The organism is Streptomyces sp. NRRL WC-3742 (genome assembly GCF_000720635.1).
GTDB lineage: Bacteria > Actinomycetota > Actinomycetes > Streptomycetales > Streptomycetaceae > Kitasatospora.
Map to the genome: position 1 here is coordinate 1 of NZ_JOCF01000046.1, position 18,788 is coordinate 18,788.

Genomic DNA, 18,788 nt, shown 5'->3' on the forward strand with positions numbered 1-18,788 from the left:
TGGGGGGCGCGGAGATGTGTATAAGAGACAGGTTGGGGGAGGCGTAGGCGAGGTGGGCGGTGGGGACGGGGGTGGTGTCGAGGTGGACTTCGCCCTGGTCGACGAGGAGGGCGTGTTCGTAGGTGGGGTCGACGTCGAGGGTGACGGTGGCGTGGGGGGCGAGGGTGAGTTCGGCGCCGAGGAGGGGGGTGAAGGTGGGGACGGGGGAGGTGTCGCCGGCGAGGGTGCCGAGGAAGACGCGGGCTTCGCTGCCGCCGTCGAGGGGGACGGGGCGGGGGGTGTGGTGGTGGAAGTCCCGGGCGGTGTCGCGGTGTTGCTCGGGGAGGGCGACCCAGAGCTGGACGCCGTGCAGTTGGGTGGTGGCCGGGGTGGAGACCTCGGAGTGGCAGATGCCGTGGCCGGCGGTCATCAGGTTGATCTCGCCGGGGCGGACGTAGGCGTGGACTCCGAGGCTGTCGCGGTGCTCGATCTCGCCGCTGAAGAGCCAGCTGACGGTCTGCAGGCCGATGTGCGGGTGCGGGGCGACGTCCATGCCGCCGCTGAGGGTGACGTCGTCGGGGCCGTAGTGGTCGACGAAGCACCAGGCGCCGATCAGGCTGCGGTTGCGCTGGGGGAGGGTGCGGCGGACGGTCATGGCGCGGGGGCCGCCGAGCGGGACGTCCCGGGGTGTGAGGATCTCGATGGCCTCGATGGCCTCGGTGGGCTCTATGGTGAGGTCGCCGGGGGTGCTCATCGCCGGTGTGTCCTTCCGCCTGCAGATCGTTCGATTTTCAACTATTATGCACGGGCATGCTGATCAGCGGAAGTGATCCAAGCGATCATGTCGAGGAGGAGCGGTTCGTGGACGAGGTGACGGTGGTCCCGGCGAAGTGGCGGGTGTTCATCGACAAGCAGACCCCGGGAGCCTACAAGGCTCTGGTGGCCGCTGCCGAGGCGGCGCGGACGGCGGCGGCCGAGGCCGGGCTGGACCGGGTGCTCGTCGAACTCGTCAACCTGCGGGTGTCGCAGATCAACGGCTGCGCCTTCTGCCTGGACGTCCACACCCGCGCCGCGCTGCGGGCCGGGGAGACCACCCAGCGGCTCGGGGTGCTCGCGGCCTGGCGGGACACCGAGGTGTTCACCGCGCGCGAGCGGGCGGCGCTGGAGCTGGCGGAGGCGACCACCTCGCCCGCCGACGCGGCGCTGCAGGAGTCCGCGTACGCCGTGGCGCGCGAGGTGCTGACGGAGGACGAGCTGTCGGCGGCGATCTGGGTGGCGATCACGATCAACTCGTTCAACCGGGTGTCGATCATGAGCAAGCATCCGGTGAGGCGCCCGGCTTCGCACTGATCGCCCAGGAGGCGGAGACGGTGGGTGCCCGGCAGTCGGGGGTGGGGCCCCGGCTGCCGGGCGGTCGCGGTCAGTTGATCGGACCGCAGTCCCGGCTCAGAAGGACGGTGTTGTACCAGCGCTCGGCGCACGCCTGCATGTGGTGCGTGGGACCGTCCGGCCACCAGCCGGACCCGGCGCCGGAGGAGCGCCAGACCTCCCCGCCGTTGTCGATCAGGGTGAAGAGGCACCGGTACGGGTCCGTCGCCGATGCCTGGGTCGGGTTGTTCTCCATGATGTCGTGCCAGCCGCCGTCGACCCACGTGGGCTGGATCTCCTCGTAGCCCGCGCAGGAACCGCTGCCGATCGGGTACTGGACGTAGCCCTGGACGGCGGAGGCCGGGCTGGCGCCCAGCGCGAGGACGGCGGCGGTGCCGATCGTGGCGACCAGGCCGACCCTGGTCTTCCTGCCGATGCGCATGCTTTCTCCCCTTCGGAAGTTCTGACAGTAGCGGCGTCTGGGGTAGATGCTGGTCGCCTTGTCCGAGGACGGACAGCTTTTAAGGTCTGGCCTTAAGCGAACCGGGGGAGCGGCGGCATGAGGGTGGCTTTGGCGTTTGCGGCAAGGGACTTGGCCGACGTGCGGTTCGCGGTCTCACCGGTCCAGCACCTGCTGATCGGGCTCCAGCAGGACAGCGGGGCCCCGCTTCCCGCGCGGCGGTGGTGGCGCGCGGTCCGGTCCCGGGTGCCTGCCCGGGCGCGGCCGCTGATCGACCTGGTCATGGCCAACCCGCTCTACCTCCCGGACTTCCTGACCCCGCCGATGCCGATGGACGCCGCCGGTATCTCGATCGCCGACGAACTCGACGTCATCGGTGCGGTCGGCGCCGACCAGTTGCAGGGAGAACTGGCCCGGTACGCGGAACTGGGGCCGGTGCCGAAGCCCGTCGCGCAGCTGCTGGACGGCGGCGCCGCGCAGCTGAGGCGCCTGTTACGCGGGCTCCACGCCCTGTACGGCGCCTGCCTGGCCGAGGACTGGCCCGACATGGTGAAGCTGCTCAACGCCGACGTCTGCATGCGCCGCGGCGTCGTGGGCGAGCAGGGGACAGGCCGGATGCTGGTCGGCATCCACCGGGCTTTCAGCGATCCGACGCGCTTCGAACTCACCCTGGCGGGCCTCGCCCCGGAGGTTCCGGAAGGCATGGAACGGACGGCGGAGGCCGGGTTCGTCCTGTCCCCGAACCTGTTCCTCGGGGGGATGCTCTCCCCGGCCATCGCCAGCCCCTGGCAGCAGCCGCTCTTCGTGTACACGGCTTCGGAGGCCGTCCGGCCGCCGCCCGCTCGCGTGGACGGCCTGACGGCGCTCGTCGGCAAGGGCAAGGCCGCCGCCCTGCGCGCGATCGGCACGGGCTGCACCACCACCGAACTCGCCGTCCGGCTGGGGGTGAGCGCCCCCGCGGCCTCCCAGCACGCGGCCACCCTGCGCGCCGGCGGGATGATCACCTCCGTCCGGGACGGCCAGCGGGTCGTCCACTCCCTCACGCCCCTCGGGGTCGGGCTGCTCGCGGCCAACCCGTTGTGACCCCCGCTACGTGAGCAGGGCGGCCAGCGGATCGGCGCCGGTGAGGCGGCAACTGGCGTCCCAGAGGTGAGCGGCGACCACGGGGTCGGCGAGGTGGGCCCACACCGGCTCGCGCCTGGGCCGGCCGCGCAGGCCGAAGACGCGCGGCGCCCACAGGTCTCCTCCCCGTACGGCCGGGTCGAGGACCGCCCGGACGGCGGGCCAGGCGCCCGCGTCCTTGCCCTGGACGAGGACGCCGGCGGGCGCCGCGCGGAGGTGGGCGCCCGGTGTGCGGGTGTGCACGGGCGGACGCGAGGGGGTGAGGCCGTCCAGGGCGCCGCCGGGATGGACCACGATGCTCGCGACCGTGCTGTCGGCGGCTCGGAGGCGGCGGTCGAGTTCGAACCCGAAGTGCATCTGGGCCAGCTTGGACCGGCCGTAGGTGCGCTTGGGGCGGTAGTCGTCCCGGGACTGCAGGTCGTTCAGGTCCAGGCGTTCGGACTTCGCGGCGAAGCTGCCCATGGTGACGACGCGACCTGCCGGGGCGGCTTCGAGGAGGGGCATCAGCCACCGGGTCAGCGCGAAGTGGCCGAGGTGGTTCGTGCCGAACATCAACTCGTGGCCGTCGGCGGTTTCCTGGCGCGGCGGGTCGTCCAGTGCGACCCCGGCATTGAGGACGACGGCGTCGAGGGACGTCGTGCCCAGGGACTCGGCGACGGTCGCGAGCGAGGACAGGTCGGCGAGGTCCAGCCGCACGGCGCGTAGGCGGGCCTGGGGCACGCGGGCGCGGACGGAGGCGATGGCGGCCTCCGCCTTGGCGAGGCTCCGGCTGCCCAGGACGACGGTCGCTCCGGTGGTGGAGAGCTGCTCGGCGACGAAGTAGCCGATCCCCGCGTTGCCGCCGGTGACGAGGAAGGTGCTGCCGTCCGCACGCGGCAGGCGGTGGTGGTTCCAGGGTGTGGTGGGCGATGCGACGGACGGCACGGCGGCGACTCCTCTGTTGCAGGCCGCTCGCGGTCGAGCGGCCTGCAACAGAGGCTCGCAGGGGCTGCCGTCGGATCACCCACAGATCACCCGCAGATGACCCGCAGATCACTGACAGCACGGTCTCACGCTGTCAGCAGCGGTTCCCCGTAGTGTTCGACCGTGGGGAACGGCGCGTAGAAGTGGTGCAGCAAGGCCCGCCACTGCTCGTACTCGGCGGAGCGGCGGAAGCCCTCGGTGTGGTCGGCCAGTGTTTCCCACTCCACCTGCAGCAGGAAGCGCGAACCGCTCCCCTCATCCAGACACCGCCGCAGCTCCAGCGACCGGAAGCCCTTCTGGACCGAGATCAACGGCCGGGCCTGCGCGAAGGCGGCGAGGAACTCCTCCTCCCGCCCGGGCCGGACGTCGAGCAGTGCGCTTTCAAGGATCATGGAACGCATCCTAGAGGGGCCAGTCGGCCTGCCTGGCCGGGCCCGGTCAGGGCTGTAGGTGTCCGTCCTACGCTCTCGGGCCAGCTCGGAGCGGAAGCGTTTCGTCAGGTACCGGCGCAGATGACGGACGTACGCGTCCGGGCTGCGGCGCAGCTCCAGGAAGCGGACCCGGGGCAGGAGGGGAAGGTGAGCAGCGGCAGCAGCACGCGGGCCCGTCGCAGGCCCCAGGGCGTCCCGGCGGCGGGCAGCGGGCCGGACGGGTCGACCGGGCCGGATGGGTCGGATGGGTCGGGTATGCCGGGCTGTTCCGGGGGCGGGATGAGGCGGATGAAGCGCAACGGCCCCTGCGTCGACCGGCTCTTCGCCCAGTCCATGGCTGTCGGCATCAGATCCTCGTCCCCCCGGCTGTGTCGCGTCCGGATCAGCTCCGCTCACTCGACGCCAACCGTGCTGTTTCCCGGTCGGGTTCCGGCGCTTCTTGGGTCAGGAGGTGAGGATGCGGGCCAGCCGGGCGGCCTCCGTTCGGACGCGGCGGGGTGCGGTCGGGGCCGTGAGGGCGTCGAGGGCGGGGAGGGTGGTGCGGATGCCGGTGGCCGCCGCGCACTCGGCGGCCAGGACGAGGGCGTCGGGCAGACCCCGGAGGGCGGGGTGGGCGGCGAGCTCGGTGATCAGGGCGGCGAGCACCTCCCAGACCGGCCGGGCCGCACCTCCGCGTGCGGCGTCGGCCAGGACGGGGAGGAAGCGGTTCGGCTTGGCGGCGGTCAGGCGCCAGAGCTCGGCCGTCCACCGGCCGAGCAGCTCGGGGCGCAGCCTGTCGCGTGCGTTGAGCGTCAGCAGGGCGTCCAGTGCGGCGGTGCGGCTCTCCGCCCGGGTGGCCGCCAGGCCGTAGGCGAGCGCCAGGTGGGTCACGGGCCCGGGCTCGCCCGCGACCTCTGCGAGAAGGGGGAACAGGGGGTTGAGGGTGTGACCTTCCCTGGAGGTGATCGTCTGGAACACCAGGGAGGGGAGGCCGTGGGCGGCCACGGTCTCCGGGTGCCAGGGGGCGGTCCAGGGCAGCTGGGCGAGCTGGACGCCGTTCGGCGTCTGCAAACCGTTGAAGTGACCGGTGTCGGCCGGGTCGGGGAGCAGGTGGAGCAGGCCCGTCACGCCGTCGACGCCGGGCCCCGGGGCGTGGACGTACGGTGCGATGCGCGGGAGCGTCGCGGGAGCCCAGCCGTACGGGGCGACCTGCTCGGGCTGGCCTGGGGACTGGGTGTGGAACGCGTCCGGTGCGGGCGGCGGGGTGTCGGGCGGCAGTGCGCAGCCGAGTTCGGCGGCTGCGGCGCGGGCGGCGGTCACGGCGGACGGGGGCAGGCGGAGCAGGGCCTGAGCCAGGTCGGCGGGCCAGGGCAGTGCTCCGGCGGCCCGGTACGCCGTGAGGCGGTCGGTGAACACCGCCGGATCGACGGAGCCGTCGGCGGCGGTCGGGGTGGCGAGCAGGACCGGCACGGGTGATTCGGCGAACAAGGTGGCGACTTCCAGCGCGCGCAAGGCGGCAATGGCCGCCGGCGTTCGCAGGTGGGCCGGGTGGTCGAGCAGCTCGGCCGCGAGCGGCGCGGATCGGTAGCTTCGGCCGGTCAGGGCGTGGAGGAGGCTGAGGAGCGCTCCGTCGACGCTCCTGACCTGCACGACCCATCGCGGTGCATCGCGGTGATGGTGGCTGGGGAGCGGCTCGAGAGCGCGCCGGAGGGCCTTGGCGTCGCGATGGTGCTCGAGGACGAGGGCGGCCAGCACCACCTCGAACTCGCCGGGGTCGGGAACGGGGTCGGACAGGAGCGCCGCCAGCCGCTCGGCGAGTTCGGTCGGGCCGGAGGGGGCGGCGGGAAGCGCGCTCTTGCCGGGGTGAGGGGCGAGGCTTTGCGGTTCGGTGGTGGGAGCCTCGGTGGCCAGCAGGTGGTGGGCGTCTGGCTGGAGGGCGGGGCTGAGGGTCGTGGCGGCGGCGCGCACGGCCTCGGCGGTGGCCGGGGCGACGGTGGGCAGGTGCCGGGCGGCCAGGCGCAGGGCGCGTTCCTGGACGGCCGGGGCCGGGTGGGCGAAGGCCACGCAGACGGCGGGCAGCAGGACCTCGGCCGTGGCGGGGGCGCGGCGCAGAGTGGCCTCGACGCGGCTCAGTTGGGTGGTGGCGAGGCCCTTCTCCGGGCGGGCCAGGACGGCGGCCGTCAGCTCGGTGAACACGTCGAGGGGGAGGCGGTCGTCCGCGGACAGCAGCGCGGCCTGGGCCGCCTTGGCGGCGGTCGGCGAGCCGTCGGCGGCCAGCCGGACGTGGTCGCGGGCCCGGGCGAGGACCTCCTCGTCGTCGAGGGCCAGGGCTGCGTACAACTGGAGGAATCCGCGCAGGTTTCCGGGCCGGTCGCCGCGCAGTAGTCGGCCGAGGCAGAGGTCGATCAGTTCGGTGCGGTTGAGCAGGCCCTCGCGGGTGAGGGCGGTGAGTGCCTTGGGCCAGGCATTGTCCGGCTCGAACTCGGCGTCGGAGAAATAGGTGAACTCGGTGCCGACGTCCGGGACTTCGAACAGGCGGCGGACGAAGTCGCCCAGCCGGGGCTGGGCGCGCAGCCAGGAGAGCAGGGTGCTGTGGTGCGGCACCGGCTCGCGCAGGCCCCGCTCGGCGAACCACTCGCCGATCCCGCCGTGGAAGCCGGAGCGCATGTAGTGGCCCTCGCGCACCCAGCCGATCACGTACCCGTCGGTGGCCGGTACCTCGGCGCCCGACCAGACGGCCAGGCCGTGGGTGATCAGCCAGCGGTCGCGGTCTCCGCGGGCAGGCAGCCACTCGGCGAGCCGGACCGCGAGTTCCCGGTGGAACGCCTGGTCGCGGTGCGGCGCGATCAGGGCCAGCAGTAGCGCGCGGCAGTCCGGGTTGGTGGAGCCGCCGCCGGGCAGGGGCCAGGTGACGTCGAGCAGGCGGCGGTTCGTCAGCCAGTCCAGGGCCTGGACCGGGGTGGCGGCGGAGAAGACCCCGGCGAACTGCAGCGCGGCGAGCTGGTCGTAGGCGGCGGAGTACCGGTTCATGTCTTCCTGGGAGAGCTCGCGCGAAAGTTTCGTGCGGAGCTTTCGCAGCGGGGCGCGGACATGGCTCAGCTCGGCGGCGGGCACGTCGGAGAGCCGCTCGATCACCCCCTGGGGCACCCGTGCGGCGATGAGCGCGCGCAGCTCCTCCCAGCTGATCGCCTCGGTCCTGAGATCCGTCACTGCGCCCCCTCATCCGGTCCGACTGACGTTCGTGAACATAGCGCCCCGCACTGACAGTCGGACGGGCAGGTGTCCGGGCCGTGGTTGATCAACTGACCGTCAGGGGGGTTTGGAGGCCGGCGTCTCGTCCGAGCGGCGTAGGCGGTGCTCGGCTGCAGGGCGGAGAACAGCCTCCTCCCGGCGACCGATGACCGCCGGGGAGGCAGCGGAGAGGCTGGGCGAGGACGGCAGGCGGGGAGCCTGCCGCAGTGATGGGGGGATTCATGGCGCGTCGTAGGGTGTCCGTGCTGGTGGCGGCGATCTGTGTGGCGCTGGCGGCGCCCGTCGCCTCGGCGTCGGCGGCTCCGGTGCCGACACCCGGGCCGGTGCAGGCTCCGCCGAAGCTGATCGTCTCCGGGCAGGACGCCCTGATCGGTCTGGACGGGTACAGCCAGGGAGCCGACAGCCTGGCGGCCGACAGCCAGGGCAGCAACGACCAGGGCGACCTCGGGGCCCGGCTGCGGGCGGGCCTGCGGAAGGTGACGGCGGCCGGGGCGGCCGCCTCCTTCGGCGAGGTGGTCGACGAGGACGGGGTGCGGCGGGCCGGCTCCGGCGTCTCCGACCTCAGGACCGGCGCGCCGGTGCGGCCGGACGGCCGGTACCGGGTCGGCAGCATCACCAAGGTGTTCACCTCGACGACCGTGCTGCAGCTCGTCGGCGAGCACCGCATCGGCCTGGACGACCCGGTGGAGAGCTACCTGCCCGGGCTCGTCCCCAACGGCGCGCACATCACCATCCGCCAGCTGCTCAACCACAGCTCCGGCGTCTGGGACCCGACCAACGAGCCCGACGGCGGCGTCTTCCCGACGTTCACCAACGTCGCCGACGCCCGAAAGTGGATCGAGGGCGGCGGCTTCAAGGACAGCGTCCCGCGCGACAAGGTGGTGGCCGCCGCGACGGCGCACGCGCCGTACTTCGCGCCCGGCACCTCCTTCCACTACTCCAACACCAACTTCATCCTGCTCGGCATGGTCATCGAGAAGGTCACCGGGAACGCCTACACCCGCGAGATCGAGGCCCGCATCCTGCGCCCGCTCGGCCTGACCAGGACGTACTTCCCGGGCGCCTCGACCGACATCCGCGGCCCGCACGCCCACGGCTACGTCACGCTGGTCGACGGCACCGGGCCGACCGCGCCGCGCACCGACTACGACATCAGCGAGCAGAGCGTCACCTGGGCGACCTCCGCCGGTGAGCTGATCTCCACCACCGACGACCTGATCCGCTTCGAGAAGGCCCTGCTGGCCGGGCGGCTGCTGAAGCAGGAGCAGATGGCGGCGATGAGGACCACCATCCCGATGACCCCGGACGGCTCGCCGAGCACCGCCAACTACGGGCTGGGGCTGGCCCGGGTCGACCTCAGCTGCGGGCCGGTGTACGGGCACGACGGCTCGATGCCCGGGTACCTGTCGCAGATGTGGTCCTCGGGCAACCGCTGGCTGGCCGTGTCGACGACGCCGAAGGGCGACCCGCAGCAGGTCTACGCGCAGATGGGCGCGCAGTTCGGGCTGCTGGAGGACGTGTTCTGCGGCAAGGGCGGCGAGGGTAAGGGCGGCGGGGCCAAGGGCTGATGACGGTGCCGCCGCGCCCCCGGTCGGGCGCGGCGGCCTCCCGCTCAGCCCTCCCGCTCAGCCCTCGCCGTCGTCCTCGCCAAGGAACTCCTCGATGGCGCTGATGAGTTGCAGCGGCGACTCCTCCATCGGGTAGTGCCCGGTGGCGGGCAGGTCGACGGCGGTGGCGTTCGGGTAGTGGCGCAGCCACGTCCCGCGGAGGAACTCGCCCGTGAGCGCCTGGTCCAGCTCGCAGACGAACACCCGTACCGGCAGCGGGAGTCCGGCGATCTCCTCGTGGAAGTCCTCGAGCGCCCAGGAGTCCAGCCAGGCGCGGAACGCCTTGACGTCGCTGCGCCCCAGCGACTGGGCGAGCATCCGCGCCACCCAGGCGCGCGGCCGCACACCGCTCGTGGTGATGTCGATGATGGCCGCCCGGTTCTCCGGCAGGTCGGCGGCGCCCGCGAACAGCTCCCACTGCTCGGGCGGCATCGGGACGCCGGAGGCCGGAACCGGGGCGATGCCGACCAGGCGCCGTACGCGCTCGGGTGCGAGGGTGAGGACGCGCTGCACGATGCATCCGCCCATCGAGTGCCCGATGAGGGAGAAGCGGTCCCAGCCGAGGGCGTCCGCCGTCGCCAGCAGGTCCGCGCCGCCCTCCGTGGTGGTGTGGCGGCCGGGCAGGTCGCGGGCCTCGCCGTAGCCGCGCAGGTCGACGAAGGCGTAGGTGAAGGCGTCGAGGTCGAGGTCGGGCAGCATGCGCTCGTAGGCGCCGCGGTCGGCGAACCAGCCGTGCACGGCGATCACGTGGTGAGGGCCGTGGCCGATGAGGGTGTGCGGCAGGGGGACGGCGGTCAAGGTCGGCTCTCCTCGGTCGGGTTGTCGGGCACGGCGGTGGTTCTGCCTCGCCGGGCCGGGCGCCAAACGCGACACACCGGACCTCACCCGAACGATCGTTCCGTACAGTGGGCGCAGCCGCCGACCGGCGGGGCGAGGCCGAGGCGAGGACGACGATGAACGACGGCGCGGACGTGGTGCTCAACCTGTGGCGGCAGCCGCTCGAGGCCGTGCCCGCCGAGGTGTGGGACCGCACGGACCTGACCGTCCTCATCCTCGCCGACACCGGGATCGAGCAACTGCCCTCCGAAATCGGCCGGTTGAAGAACCTTCGCCTGCTCGACCTCGGGCACAACCGGCTCACCCGGCTGCCCGAGGAGCTGGGCGACCTGACCGGGCTGCGTGACTTCCTCTTCGTCCACGACAATGCGCTGACCTCCCTGCCCGACAGCCTGGGACGGCTCACCGCCCTGCGCTACCTCAACGTCGGCGACAACCCGCTCACCGAACTGCCGGACGCCATCGGCGAGATGACCGCACTGATCGAGCTGCGCGCCCAGGACAACGGGCTCACCGAGCTGCCCGAGTCGATCGGCCGCCTGCGCGCCCTGCGCGAACTGTGGCTGCGCGGCAACGAGTTGACCGCCCTGCCGGAGTCCGTGGCGGGTCTGACCGAACTGCGGGAGCTGGAGCTGCGGGACAACGCCCTCACGGAACTCCCGGACGCGCTCGCCGGGTTGCCGCTGCTGCGCCGTATCGACCTTCGGTCCAACCGGATCACCGCACTGCCGGACTGGCTGGCGGAGCCGGGGGCACTGCCCGCGCTGGAGAAGCTGGATCTTCGGTGGAACGACGTCCGGTTGCCGGCCGCGCTGCTCGACGTGCTGGCGGCGCGCGGGTGTGTGGTCCTCTACTGACCCGAACCGACCTGCGGGAAAAGATCGCCGAGCGGGCGCGCGGCCTGCTAGCGTGGACGCCATGAAGCGCGCTGCACTCGTCACGACGACGCCGGAGAGAGTCCCGGTGCGCTGACTGCTGACCTAGTCCGAAGCCCCGGGGCCGAGTGCCCCGGGGCTTCGTCGTTCCCGGCTCCACTCGCCCCCGCGGTCACACCTGAGTGGAGACCACACGATGAACCCCGCGAACGCCCAGGCCGCCCACGACCACCGCAAGCTCGGCCGCGAGCTGGACCTGTTCGACACCGACCCCCTGATGGGCTCCGGCCTGCCGTACTGGCTGCCCGACGGCGCCGCGATCCGGCACGCGCTGGAGGAGTTCATCCGCGAGCGCGAACGCCTGGCCGGCTACCGGCACGTCTACTCCCCGGTGCTCGGCAAGCGCGACCTCTACGAGATCTCCGGCCACTGGGAGCACTACCGCGAGGACATGTTCCCGCCCATGCGGCTCGGCGTGGAGGAGATGGTGCTGCGGCCGAGCCTGTGCCCGCACCACGCCCTCATCTACCGCTCCCGCTCGCACAGCTACCGCGAACTGCCGCTGCGCATGGCGGAGTTGGGCGGCATGTACCGCTCCGAACTGTCCGGGGTGCTGGGCGGGCTGACCAGGGTCCGGGCGATCCAGCTGAACGACGCGCACGTCTTCTGCACCCCGGAGCAGGCGGCCGACGAGGCCGTGGCCGCACTGGAGTTGATCCGCGAGGCGCACCGGGCGCTGGGCGTGGTGCCCGTGCGCTACCGGCTCTCGCTGCCCGGCGAGGGCGGCAAGTACGTGGCCGATCCGGCGCTGTGGGAGCGGGCGGTCGCGCTGCTGACCGAGGTGCTGGAGCGCTCCGGGGTGCCGTTCGAGGCGGCGGAGGGAGAGGCGGCGTTCTACGGGCCCAAGATCGACGTGCAGATCGCCGACGGCGCCGGGCGGGAGTTCACCCTCTCCACCGTCCAGATCGACTTCCACCAGCCGGAGCGGTTCGGCCTGCACTACATCGGCCCGGACGGCCTCAAGCACCGGCCGGTGATGGTGCACCGCAGCGTGATCGGCAGCGTGGAGCGGGTCGTCGCGCACCTCATCGAGCTGTACGGCGGTGCGTTCCCGGCCTGGCTGGCGCCCGTCCAGGTCGTCCTGGTGCCGATCTCCGAGGCGGAGGTGGAGCAGGCCGAGCGGCTGCGGCGGCGCTGTCTGGAGCTCGGGCTGCGGGCCGAGGTGGCCGGGCCCGAGTACGGGAGCCTGGGCGCGCGGATCCGGGCGGCCAGGCTGGTGCCGTACCAGGCGGTCATCGGGGCGAAGGAGGCGGTGGACGGGCGGGTCGCCCTGCGGCTGCGGGACGGCCGGCGGCTCGACCCGATGCCCGCCGAGGAGGCCCTGGCGCGGATCGGCGCCCTGGTGGAGCAGTGCGCGCCGCAGCTGTGGGAGGGGGACGGCGCCGGTCAGTAGGACTGGAGCTCGATCAGGTGGCCCTCCGGGTCCCGCAGGTGGGCGCTGCGCAGGTTGGGGCCCCACTGCGGTCGGTCGGTCGCCGGGGCGACGAGGGCGCCGCCGCTGCGAAGGCACAGGTCGAGCGCGGCGTCCACGTCGCCGACGCGCAGGACGAGCATCGCGGCGTCCTGCGCGTCGGCGGCCGGCCGGGTGGGCAGATGGGCGGTGCCGAGGTCGGCGGCCATGGCGGCGCGGTCGTACAGCACCAGGACGGCCTGGTCGTCGACGTCCTCCCAGTTGGCGTACGGGCCCTCGGGGGCGCCCTTGACGAGCGCGGCGCCGGTGAGGGCGGGCAGGACGGCGCGGTAGAAGGCGAAGCACTCGGCGAAGCGGGTGACGAGCAGGCGGGGGTAGAGGGCGTCCACGGGCGAACTCCTGGGTCGGGCGGGGCGGTTGCGGCCGCCGGGGCGAATTAGTGGGTTGGCACCCACTATAGGGGTGGACCCTAGACTGTCGCCATGGTTTCCGACGCCCCGCCTCCGGGTCACCCCCTGCCTCCGAGCGACGCCCTGCCGCCGACGCTGCTCGACCTCAGCACGTACCTGCTCTCGAAGGTCGGCAAGGCCGCGCGTGCCAGGCTCACCGAGCGGCTGGCCGAACGCGGGCTGCGGCTCTGGGACATGGCAGTGCTGGCCGCGCTGGCCGACTTCGGGCCGCAGGCGCAGCGGGACCTGGTCGGGCGGCTGGGCATCGACCCGAGCGACCTGGCGAAGGTGGCGGACCAGCTCGCCGCCGCCGGGTACGTCGAGCGGGCGCGGGACGCGGCGGACCGGCGGCGGGTGTCGGTGTCCGTCACCGGGGCGGGGCGGGCACTGCTCGCGGAGCTGGAGGAGCAGGCGCGGGAGGTGCAGGACGAGGTGCTGGCGCCCCTGGACGCGGGGGAGCGGGAGGTGCTGCAGTCCCTGCTGCTGCGGGTGCACGTGGGGCTGGGGGAGCGGCGCGGGGCGGTGTAGGGGCGCTGCAGGGGCCGTTCAGGCGGGCGGGGCGGGGCGTCGTGCTCCGGCGAACTCGCCCGCCCAGCGCGGTACGTCGAGGACGTGCTCGACCCGGGCGACCAGGGTGCCGGTGCGCTCGGCGTGGATCATCGCGCCCTCGCCCGCGTAGATGCCGACATGGTGCAGCGGGGCGTCCGGGCGGGAGAAGAACAGCAGGTCGCCCGGGGCGAGGTCGGGGCGCTCCACCGGGGCGCTGCGGTGGAACTGGGCGACGGTGTAGTGGCCCAGCTCGACGGTGCCGTGGCTGGCGCGGTACCAGCAGTAGAGGGAGAGGCCGCTGCAGTCGAAGCCGACGGTGCTCTCGCCGAGGCAGACGCCGTCGAGGTAGCCGTTCTCCTCGTCGCAGAAGCCGAGGCTCGCGCCCAGGCGGTCGCCGCCGCCCCAGGCGTACGGGACGCCGAGCTGCGAGGCGGCCACGGCGGCGACGCGGCGGCCCAGGGCGGCGGCGGGCGTGGTGTCCTCGGCGCGGGCGCCGGCGTCGGCAGGCCGGGTGGGTTGGGCCGGTTCGGCCTGGGCGGGGGCGGCGGCGAGGGCCGGGGCGAGCCCGGCGCCGAGGGCGAGGCCCAGCATGCGGCGGCGGTCGACGCCGGGGGATCGGTCGTCGCCGGGCTGCCGGGATTCCATCGGTGACTCCATCGGCTCCATCGCTCGACTCCCCGGGGGTGCGGTGCGGAAGGGACCAGGATTCCGGGTCGGCGGGCCCGGCCGCCATCACCCGTGCAGGTGAATCGCTGGCGCAGCGGCCCTACGGGGAACGGGAGTTCGTGCGAAAACCGATTGACCGTCGGCCAGGTCAGGCCAACCATGGGCGCGAACGTTCGGTCCTGTCGTCCTGTCGTCCTGTCGTTCCTCGAGTATCGGAGGCCCCATGAGCTCGCATGTGAAGCTGATCCGCAATTCCCGGCTGACTCCCGCCGTCGACTACGCCTATGCGGCGCTGGTCGAGGCTCCGGTCCGCACGCTCTGGCTGGCCGGCGCCTGTCCGCTGGACGAGGAGGGGAGGACGGTGGCGGTCGGCGATTTCGAGGCCCAGGCCCACCAGGTGATGCGCAATCTGATAACCGTGCTGGAGGGTGCCGGTGCAGGGCTCACCGACATCGCCAGGACCACCGTGTACGTGGCCTCCTCGAACCAGGCCGACCTGGTGAAGGTGTGGAACGTGTATCGCGCGTACATGGGCGAGCACGACGCGCCGAGCACCCTGCTCGGGGTGGCCGTGCTCGGCTACCACGACCAGTTGGTGGAGGTGGAGGCCATGGCGGTTCTGGGCTGAGAAGCAGGTGGGGCGGCCTGAATCCGAGAAATGAAACCGATCGTTCGGTTTTATGGTCGGATCCATAAGGTTGGCCGGGGGGTGCGCGCCCGTCGCCGAACGGTGCGCCCCTCGATTTCCCCACAGGTTGGCGGCTGTGAGGTTCCTGAGAACCCTGTGAGAAAGGGGCTGGTGGGGGCAGAGATACGGATGTGGCGATCGAGCAGGTTGATCGTGTCGCCTTCGGGCGGCCCGTCGCTAAGATACGGGGTGGTTGGTTTGGTTTTGTTTGAGGGACGGCTCAGGGCGGGGTGGTTGCGGTGGTGCGGCAGGAGCGGGCGGTTCGTACGCGTCGGCTGATCCTGGAGGCCGCGGCGTCGGTCTTCGACGAGCACGGGTACGAGGGCGCCACCATCGGCGAGGTGGTCGCCCGGGCCGGCGTGACGCGGGGTGCGGTGTACTTCCATTTCGCCTCCAAGCGGGATCTCGCCCAGGGTGTGGTGGAGGAGCAGTTCACCCAGGACGGCGTGCCCGAACGGACCTGCAAGCTTCAGGAGTTCGTGGACACCGGTATGGTGGTGGCCCACCTGATGCCGCGCGACCCGCTGCTCAGTGCGGGGGCCCGGCTCTCGCTCGGTCAGGACGTGCTGGACGACCTCGGCGGCGCGATCCCCGGCTGGATCGGGCGGATGGAGGAACTGCTGGTCGCGGCCGGCGAGCGCGGCGAGCTGCTGCCGCACGTCGTCGCGGCGGACACGGCCTGGCTGATGATCGCGGCCTGGACGGGCGTGCAGATCCAGTCGCAGAAGCTGTCCGCCCGGGCGGACCTGGAGGAGCGGGTGTCGGGGCTCTATCGGCACCTGATGCCCAGCATCGCGGTGCCGGGCGTGCTCGCCTCCCTGCGGATGGGGCCGGAGCGCGGCGCCCAGGTGGTGGCCGAGGTGGAGGCTTCCCGCGAGGCCGCCCCGGGTATCTGACCGCATCCGACCGCTTCTGATCCTCCCTCAAAAACAAACAGTACGTTCGGTTTTCTGTTGACAAACCGCATGACCTGTTTTTCACTGGTCGCAGCTGCCTCAGGGTGTCGACCCGGGTGCCGGCCGCGGCGTACTCGCCTGCGGCGTTCCGTGTGGTGTGGGGGATGGTCAACGTGGAAATTCGGGTGCTCGGGGAACTGGACGTCCGGGTGGGCGGGCTCTCGGTGGTGCCGTCGGCGCCGAAGCCCCGGCAGGTGCTGGCACTGCTGGCGCTGCGGGTGGGCGAGGTGGTCCCGGCCTCCCTGCTGGCGGAGGAGCTGTGGTCCGGCCGTCCGCCGCGCAGCGCCCGCACCACCGTGCAGACGTACGTCCTGCAACTGCGCGAACTGATCGACCGGGCACTCGCGTCGGGCACGGGAGAGGGGGCAAGCGCCAAGGACGTGCTGGCGACCTCGCCCGGCGGCTACCGGCTCAACGGGGGTGGGGGAGCGGCGGACGTCGCCGAGTTCGAGCGGCTGGCCGGGCTCGGCTACTGCGCCATGGACGCCGAGGACCACGCGCTCGCCGCGAGCCGACTGGCCGAAGCCCTGGCCGTGTGGCGCGGCCCGGCCTTCGCCGACGTGCCGACCGGCGGCCAACTCGCCGTCGAGGCCAAGCGGTTGGAGGAGTCCCGGCTGTACGCGCTGGACCAGCGGATCGAGGCGGACCTCAGGCTCGGCCGCCACCGCGCCCTGATCGCCGAACTCACCGTCCTCGTCGACCGCTACCGCACCCACGAGGGCCTGCACAGCCAGTACATGATCGCCCTGCACCGCTCCGGCCGACGCGGCGAGGCACTGGAGGCGTACCAGCGCCTGCGCTCCACCCTGGTACGGGAGTTGGGCATGGAACCGGGCACCGGGCTGAGTCGCCTCCAGCGTGCCATCCTGCTCGCGGGCCCCGAGCGGGAGCCCGCCGAACCCGGCGAGGCGGGCGGTCGGACGGCGAGGCTGAGCCGGGTCGGCTGACAGCCGCTGACCGAGGTGGTCGGGCGTGCGGGTCGGTCGGGGGAACGGGGGCAGGATGTCCGCGCCGGGGCCGGGACACGCCCGGCGGTGAGGTCGAGCAGGGCCCGAGCCCGGATGTCAGTGCGACTCGCGATGATGTCGGCATGAACGACGAAGCCTCCCTGGCCACCCCGCAGCAGTACGCCGACGCCGTCTCCACCGCCGTGCGCGCGGCCGGGGCCTACTACGGCGACGGCTCCACGCCGCTCGGGGACGACGAGTACGACGCCCTGGTGCGGGCCATCGAGGCGTACGAGCGGGCCCACCCCGAGGAGGTGCTGCCCGAGTCGCCCACCGGCAAGGTGGCCGGCGGCGCGGCCGTCGGGGACGTGCCGCACAGCACCCCGATGCTCTCGCTCGACAACGTCTTCTCCGTCGAGGAGCTGGAGTCCTGGGCCGCCGGCCTGGAGCGCCGCCTCGGCCGGCCCGTCGCCGCCTGGTGCGTAGAGCCGAAGCTGGACGGCCTCGCCGTCGCCGCCCGCTACCGGGCCGGCCGCCTCACCCAGGTGCTCACCCGCGGCGACGGCCTGGCCGGCGAGGACATCACCGCCGCCGCCGAGGCGGTGCTCGGCCTGCCCGCCCGGCTCGCCGAGCCGGTGGACGTCGAGCTGCGCGGCGAGGTGCTGCTCACCCACGAGCAGTTCGAGGCGGCCAACGCCGCCCGCACCGCCCACGGCGCCACCCCCTTCGCCCACCCGCGCAGCGGCGCCGCCGGCACCCTGCGGGCCAAGGACCGCGCCTACCGCGTCGAGCTGACCTTCTTCGGCTACGACGCCCACGGCCTGCCCGGCCTCGACCACGCCGCCCTGCTCGCCCGGATCGCCGAACTCGGCGCCAACACCGCCGCCACCACCGAGGCCGCGCCCCTGCGCTGCGCCACCCTCGAGGAGGTTCAGCGCCGCATCGACGAGATCGCCGCCCTGCGCGCCGCCCTGCCCTTCGGCATCGACGGCGTCGTCATCAAGGCGGACGCCGTCGCCGACCAGGAGGCCGCCGGCTCAGGCTCCCGGGCGCCGCGCTGGGCCGTGGCCCGCAAGCTCCAGGCCCAGCACAAGGTCACCAGGCTGCTCGGCGTGGAGTGGAACGTCGGCCGCACCGGCATCATCGCGCCCCGCGCCGTCCTCGAACCGGTGGTCATCGACGGTGTCACCGTCACGTACGCGACGCTGCACAACCCCGCCGACATCGAGCGGCGCGGCCTGATGATCGGCGACCAGGTGTTCGTCTACCGCGCGGGCGACGTGATCCCGCGCGTCGAGGCGCCGTTGGTCGAGGAGCGCACCGGCGCCGAGCAGCCCATCGTCTTCCCCGAGGTCTGCCCCCGCTGCGGCGACGCCATCGACACCTCCGAGCAGCGCTGGCGCTGCGTGCGCGGCCGCGCCTGCCAGGCCGTCGCCTCCGTGATCTACGCCGCCGGGCGCGACCAGCTCGACATCGAGGGCCTCGGCGGCACCCGGGCCGTGCAACTGGTCGAGACGGGCCTCGTCGCCGACCTCGCCGACCTGTTCACCCTCACCAGGGAGCAGCTGCTCACCCTCGAGCGGATGGGCGAGACCAGCGCCGACAAACTGCTCGCCGCCATCGAGACCGCCCGCACCCGGCCGCTCAACCGGGTCTTCTGCGCCCTGGGCATCCGCGGCACCGGGCGCACCATGTCCCGCCGGATCGCCGCCCACTTCGGCAGCATGGCCGCCATCCGCGCCGCCGACGCCGAGGCGCTCGCCGGGGTCGACGGCATCGGCACCGAGAAGGCGGCCATGGTCCTGTCCGAACTCGCCGACGTGGCACCGCTGTTGGACCGCCTCGCGGCACAGGGCGTGGGCATCCAGGTCACCGAGCCGACCGCAGCCGCATCCGCCCAGGAGCAGCCGGGCGAGGCAGCGACGACCGACGCGGGCCCGCTGGCCGGACAGAGCGTCGTCGTCACCGGCAGCATGACCGGCGCCCTCGCCGAACTCTCCCGCAACGCGATGAACGAACTCATCGAACGCGCGGGCGGCAAGGCATCCTCCTCCGTCTCCAAGAAGACCGGCCTGCTGGTCGCGGGCGAGAAGGCCGGCTCCAAGCGCGCCAAGGCCGAGGAGCTCGGCGTACCGATCATGACCCCGGAGGACTTCGCCACCCTCGTCGCCGAACACCTCGCCTGAGGG

The 18,788-nt window shown here is 73.0% G+C and carries 19 protein-coding genes; 10 read left to right on the forward strand and 9 right to left on the reverse strand.

The genetic code is table 11. From position 1 onward, the window contains the following. On the reverse strand, nucleotides 1–733 hold a 733-nt coding region (locus IH61_RS0124175; RefSeq protein WP_051837826.1), incomplete at its 3' end, for a pirin family protein. A 107-nt stretch (nucleotides 734–840) separates the two neighbouring features. Here IH61_RS0124175 and IH61_RS0124180 point away from each other — a divergent pair. Then, nucleotides 841–1,329 (forward strand): carboxymuconolactone decarboxylase family protein, encoded by a 489-nt coding sequence (locus IH61_RS0124180; protein ID WP_031073265.1) that lies wholly within the window; start codon nucleotides 841–843, stop codon nucleotides 1,327–1,329. A gap of 70 nt (nucleotides 1,330–1,399) precedes the next feature. Here the strand turns inward: IH61_RS0124180 and IH61_RS0124185 are convergent, their stop codons facing one another. Continuing rightward, nucleotides 1,400–1,789 (reverse strand): hypothetical protein, encoded by a 390-nt coding sequence (locus IH61_RS0124185; protein ID WP_031073267.1) that lies wholly within the window; start codon nucleotides 1,787–1,789, stop codon nucleotides 1,400–1,402. Nucleotides 1,790–1,948: 159 nt separating this feature from the next. Between IH61_RS0124185 and IH61_RS43150 the strand changes: the two genes are divergently transcribed. Beyond that, nucleotides 1,949–2,890 (forward strand): ArsR/SmtB family transcription factor, encoded by a 942-nt coding sequence (locus tag IH61_RS43150; protein ID WP_158845244.1) that lies wholly within the window; start codon nucleotides 1,949–1,951, stop codon nucleotides 2,888–2,890. Nucleotides 2,891–2,896: 6 nt separating this feature from the next. Here IH61_RS43150 and IH61_RS0124195 read toward each other — a convergent pair whose 3' ends face one another. The 4 genes from IH61_RS0124195 to IH61_RS0124210 form a co-directional block, all read right to left on the reverse strand. Next, nucleotides 2,897–3,853 (reverse strand): SDR family NAD(P)-dependent oxidoreductase, encoded by a 957-nt coding sequence (locus IH61_RS0124195; RefSeq protein WP_031073271.1) that lies wholly within the window; start codon nucleotides 3,851–3,853, stop codon nucleotides 2,897–2,899. A gap of 125 nt (nucleotides 3,854–3,978) precedes the next feature. After that, nucleotides 3,979–4,284 (reverse strand): antibiotic biosynthesis monooxygenase family protein, encoded by a 306-nt coding sequence (locus IH61_RS0124200; protein ID WP_031073272.1) that lies wholly within the window; start codon nucleotides 4,282–4,284, stop codon nucleotides 3,979–3,981. Nucleotides 4,285–4,388: 104 nt separating this feature from the next. Continuing rightward, complete coding sequence (locus IH61_RS0124205; RefSeq protein WP_158845247.1) at nucleotides 4,389–4,670, reverse strand: hypothetical protein; 282 nt, start codon at nucleotides 4,668–4,670, stop codon at nucleotides 4,389–4,391. 97 nt (nucleotides 4,671–4,767) lie between these two features. After that, entirely contained in the window at nucleotides 4,768–7,512 is a 2,745-nt protein-coding gene (locus IH61_RS0124210; RefSeq protein ID WP_031073276.1) for a DUF6493 family protein, read from the reverse strand. Nucleotides 7,513–7,775: 263 nt separating this feature from the next. Here IH61_RS0124210 and IH61_RS0124215 point away from each other — a divergent pair, with 263 nt between their 5' ends. After that, nucleotides 7,776–9,122 (forward strand): serine hydrolase domain-containing protein, encoded by a 1,347-nt coding sequence (locus IH61_RS0124215; RefSeq protein ID WP_158845250.1) that lies wholly within the window; start codon nucleotides 7,776–7,778, stop codon nucleotides 9,120–9,122. 57 nt (nucleotides 9,123–9,179) lie between these two features. Here IH61_RS0124215 and IH61_RS0124220 read toward each other — a convergent pair whose 3' ends face one another. Next, a complete protein-coding gene (locus tag IH61_RS0124220) occupies nucleotides 9,180–9,959 on the reverse strand; it encodes an alpha/beta fold hydrolase (RefSeq protein ID WP_031073280.1) in 780 nt (259 codons plus the stop codon). 107 nt (nucleotides 9,960–10,066) lie between these two features. Here IH61_RS0124220 and IH61_RS0124225 point away from each other — a divergent pair, with 107 nt between their 5' ends. Both IH61_RS0124225 and thrS read left to right on the forward strand, forming a co-directional pair. Further along, complete coding sequence (locus IH61_RS0124225; protein ID WP_420713997.1) at nucleotides 10,067–10,855, forward strand: leucine-rich repeat domain-containing protein; 789 nt, start codon at nucleotides 10,067–10,069, stop codon at nucleotides 10,853–10,855. 214 nt (nucleotides 10,856–11,069) lie between these two features. Further along, a complete protein-coding gene (gene thrS / locus IH61_RS0124230; RefSeq protein ID WP_031073284.1) occupies nucleotides 11,070–12,326 on the forward strand; it encodes a threonine--tRNA ligase in 1,257 nt (418 codons plus the stop codon). Here thrS and IH61_RS0124235 read toward each other — a convergent pair. Continuing rightward, complete coding sequence (locus tag IH61_RS0124235) at nucleotides 12,320–12,733, reverse strand: VOC family protein (RefSeq protein WP_031073286.1); 414 nt, start codon at nucleotides 12,731–12,733, stop codon at nucleotides 12,320–12,322. The two genes, thrS and IH61_RS0124235, sit on opposite strands and share 7 nt — an antisense overlap. A gap of 93 nt (nucleotides 12,734–12,826) precedes the next feature. Between IH61_RS0124235 and IH61_RS0124240 the strand changes: the two genes are divergently transcribed. Then, nucleotides 12,827–13,321: a MarR family winged helix-turn-helix transcriptional regulator gene (locus IH61_RS0124240; RefSeq protein WP_051837829.1), complete on the forward strand. Its 495-nt coding sequence runs from the start codon at nucleotides 12,827–12,829 to the stop codon at nucleotides 13,319–13,321. 18 nt (nucleotides 13,322–13,339) lie between these two features. Here the strand turns inward: IH61_RS0124240 and IH61_RS43155 are convergent, their stop codons facing one another. Then, nucleotides 13,340–13,987, reverse strand: coding sequence for a C40 family peptidase (locus tag IH61_RS43155; protein ID WP_158845255.1), 648 nt, complete (start codon nucleotides 13,985–13,987; stop codon nucleotides 13,340–13,342). 244 nt (nucleotides 13,988–14,231) lie between these two features. Here IH61_RS43155 and IH61_RS0124250 point away from each other — a divergent pair, with 244 nt between their 5' ends. The 4 genes from IH61_RS0124250 to ligA all read left to right on the forward strand — a co-directional run bounded on the left by IH61_RS0124250 (nucleotide 14,232) and on the right by ligA (nucleotide 18,785). Beyond that, nucleotides 14,232–14,636 carry a RidA family protein gene (locus IH61_RS0124250; protein WP_031073292.1) on the forward strand — a complete coding sequence of 135 codons (405 nt, stop codon included), beginning with the start codon at nucleotides 14,232–14,234 and terminating at the stop codon, nucleotides 14,634–14,636. 299 nt (nucleotides 14,637–14,935) lie between these two features. Then, nucleotides 14,936–15,592 carry a ScbR family autoregulator-binding transcription factor gene (locus IH61_RS0124255; RefSeq protein WP_031073296.1) on the forward strand — a complete coding sequence of 219 codons (657 nt, stop codon included), beginning with the start codon at nucleotides 14,936–14,938 and terminating at the stop codon, nucleotides 15,590–15,592. 173 nt (nucleotides 15,593–15,765) lie between these two features. Then, entirely contained in the window at nucleotides 15,766–16,599 is an 834-nt protein-coding gene (locus IH61_RS0124260; RefSeq protein WP_031073298.1) for an AfsR/SARP family transcriptional regulator, read from the forward strand. A gap of 143 nt (nucleotides 16,600–16,742) precedes the next feature. Continuing rightward, nucleotides 16,743–18,785 (forward strand): NAD-dependent DNA ligase LigA, encoded by a 2,043-nt coding sequence (gene ligA, locus IH61_RS0124265; protein WP_031073300.1) that lies wholly within the window; start codon nucleotides 16,743–16,745, stop codon nucleotides 18,783–18,785. The last annotated feature ends 3 nt before the right edge of the window (nucleotides 18,786–18,788 follow it).

What these genes read in the sequence shown, in the direction of transcription:
- IH61_RS0124185 (WP_031073267.1), bottom strand. Translation starts at nt 1,789, where the DNA reads ATGCGCATCGGCAGGAAGACCAGGGTCGGCCTGGTCGCCACGATCGGC.
- IH61_RS0124200 (WP_031073272.1), bottom strand. Translation starts at nt 4,284, where the DNA reads ATGATCCTTGAAAGCGCACTGCTCGACGTCCGGCCCGGGCGGGAGGAG.
- IH61_RS0124205 (WP_158845247.1), bottom strand. Translation starts at nt 4,670, where the DNA reads ATGCCGACAGCCATGGACTGGGCGAAGAGCCGGTCGACGCAGGGGCCG.
- IH61_RS0124215 (WP_158845250.1), top strand. Translation starts at nt 7,776, where the DNA reads ATGGCGCGTCGTAGGGTGTCCGTGCTGGTGGCGGCGATCTGTGTGGCG.
- thrS (WP_031073284.1), top strand. Translation starts at nt 11,070, where the DNA reads ATGAACCCCGCGAACGCCCAGGCCGCCCACGACCACCGCAAGCTCGGC.
- IH61_RS0124240 (WP_051837829.1), top strand. Translation starts at nt 12,827, where the DNA reads ATGGTTTCCGACGCCCCGCCTCCGGGTCACCCCCTGCCTCCGAGCGAC.
- IH61_RS43155 (WP_158845255.1), bottom strand. Translation starts at nt 13,987, where the DNA reads ATGGAATCCCGGCAGCCCGGCGACGACCGATCCCCCGGCGTCGACCGC.
- IH61_RS0124250 (WP_031073292.1), top strand. Translation starts at nt 14,232, where the DNA reads ATGAGCTCGCATGTGAAGCTGATCCGCAATTCCCGGCTGACTCCCGCC.
- ligA (WP_031073300.1), top strand. Translation starts at nt 16,743, where the DNA reads ATGAACGACGAAGCCTCCCTGGCCACCCCGCAGCAGTACGCCGACGCC.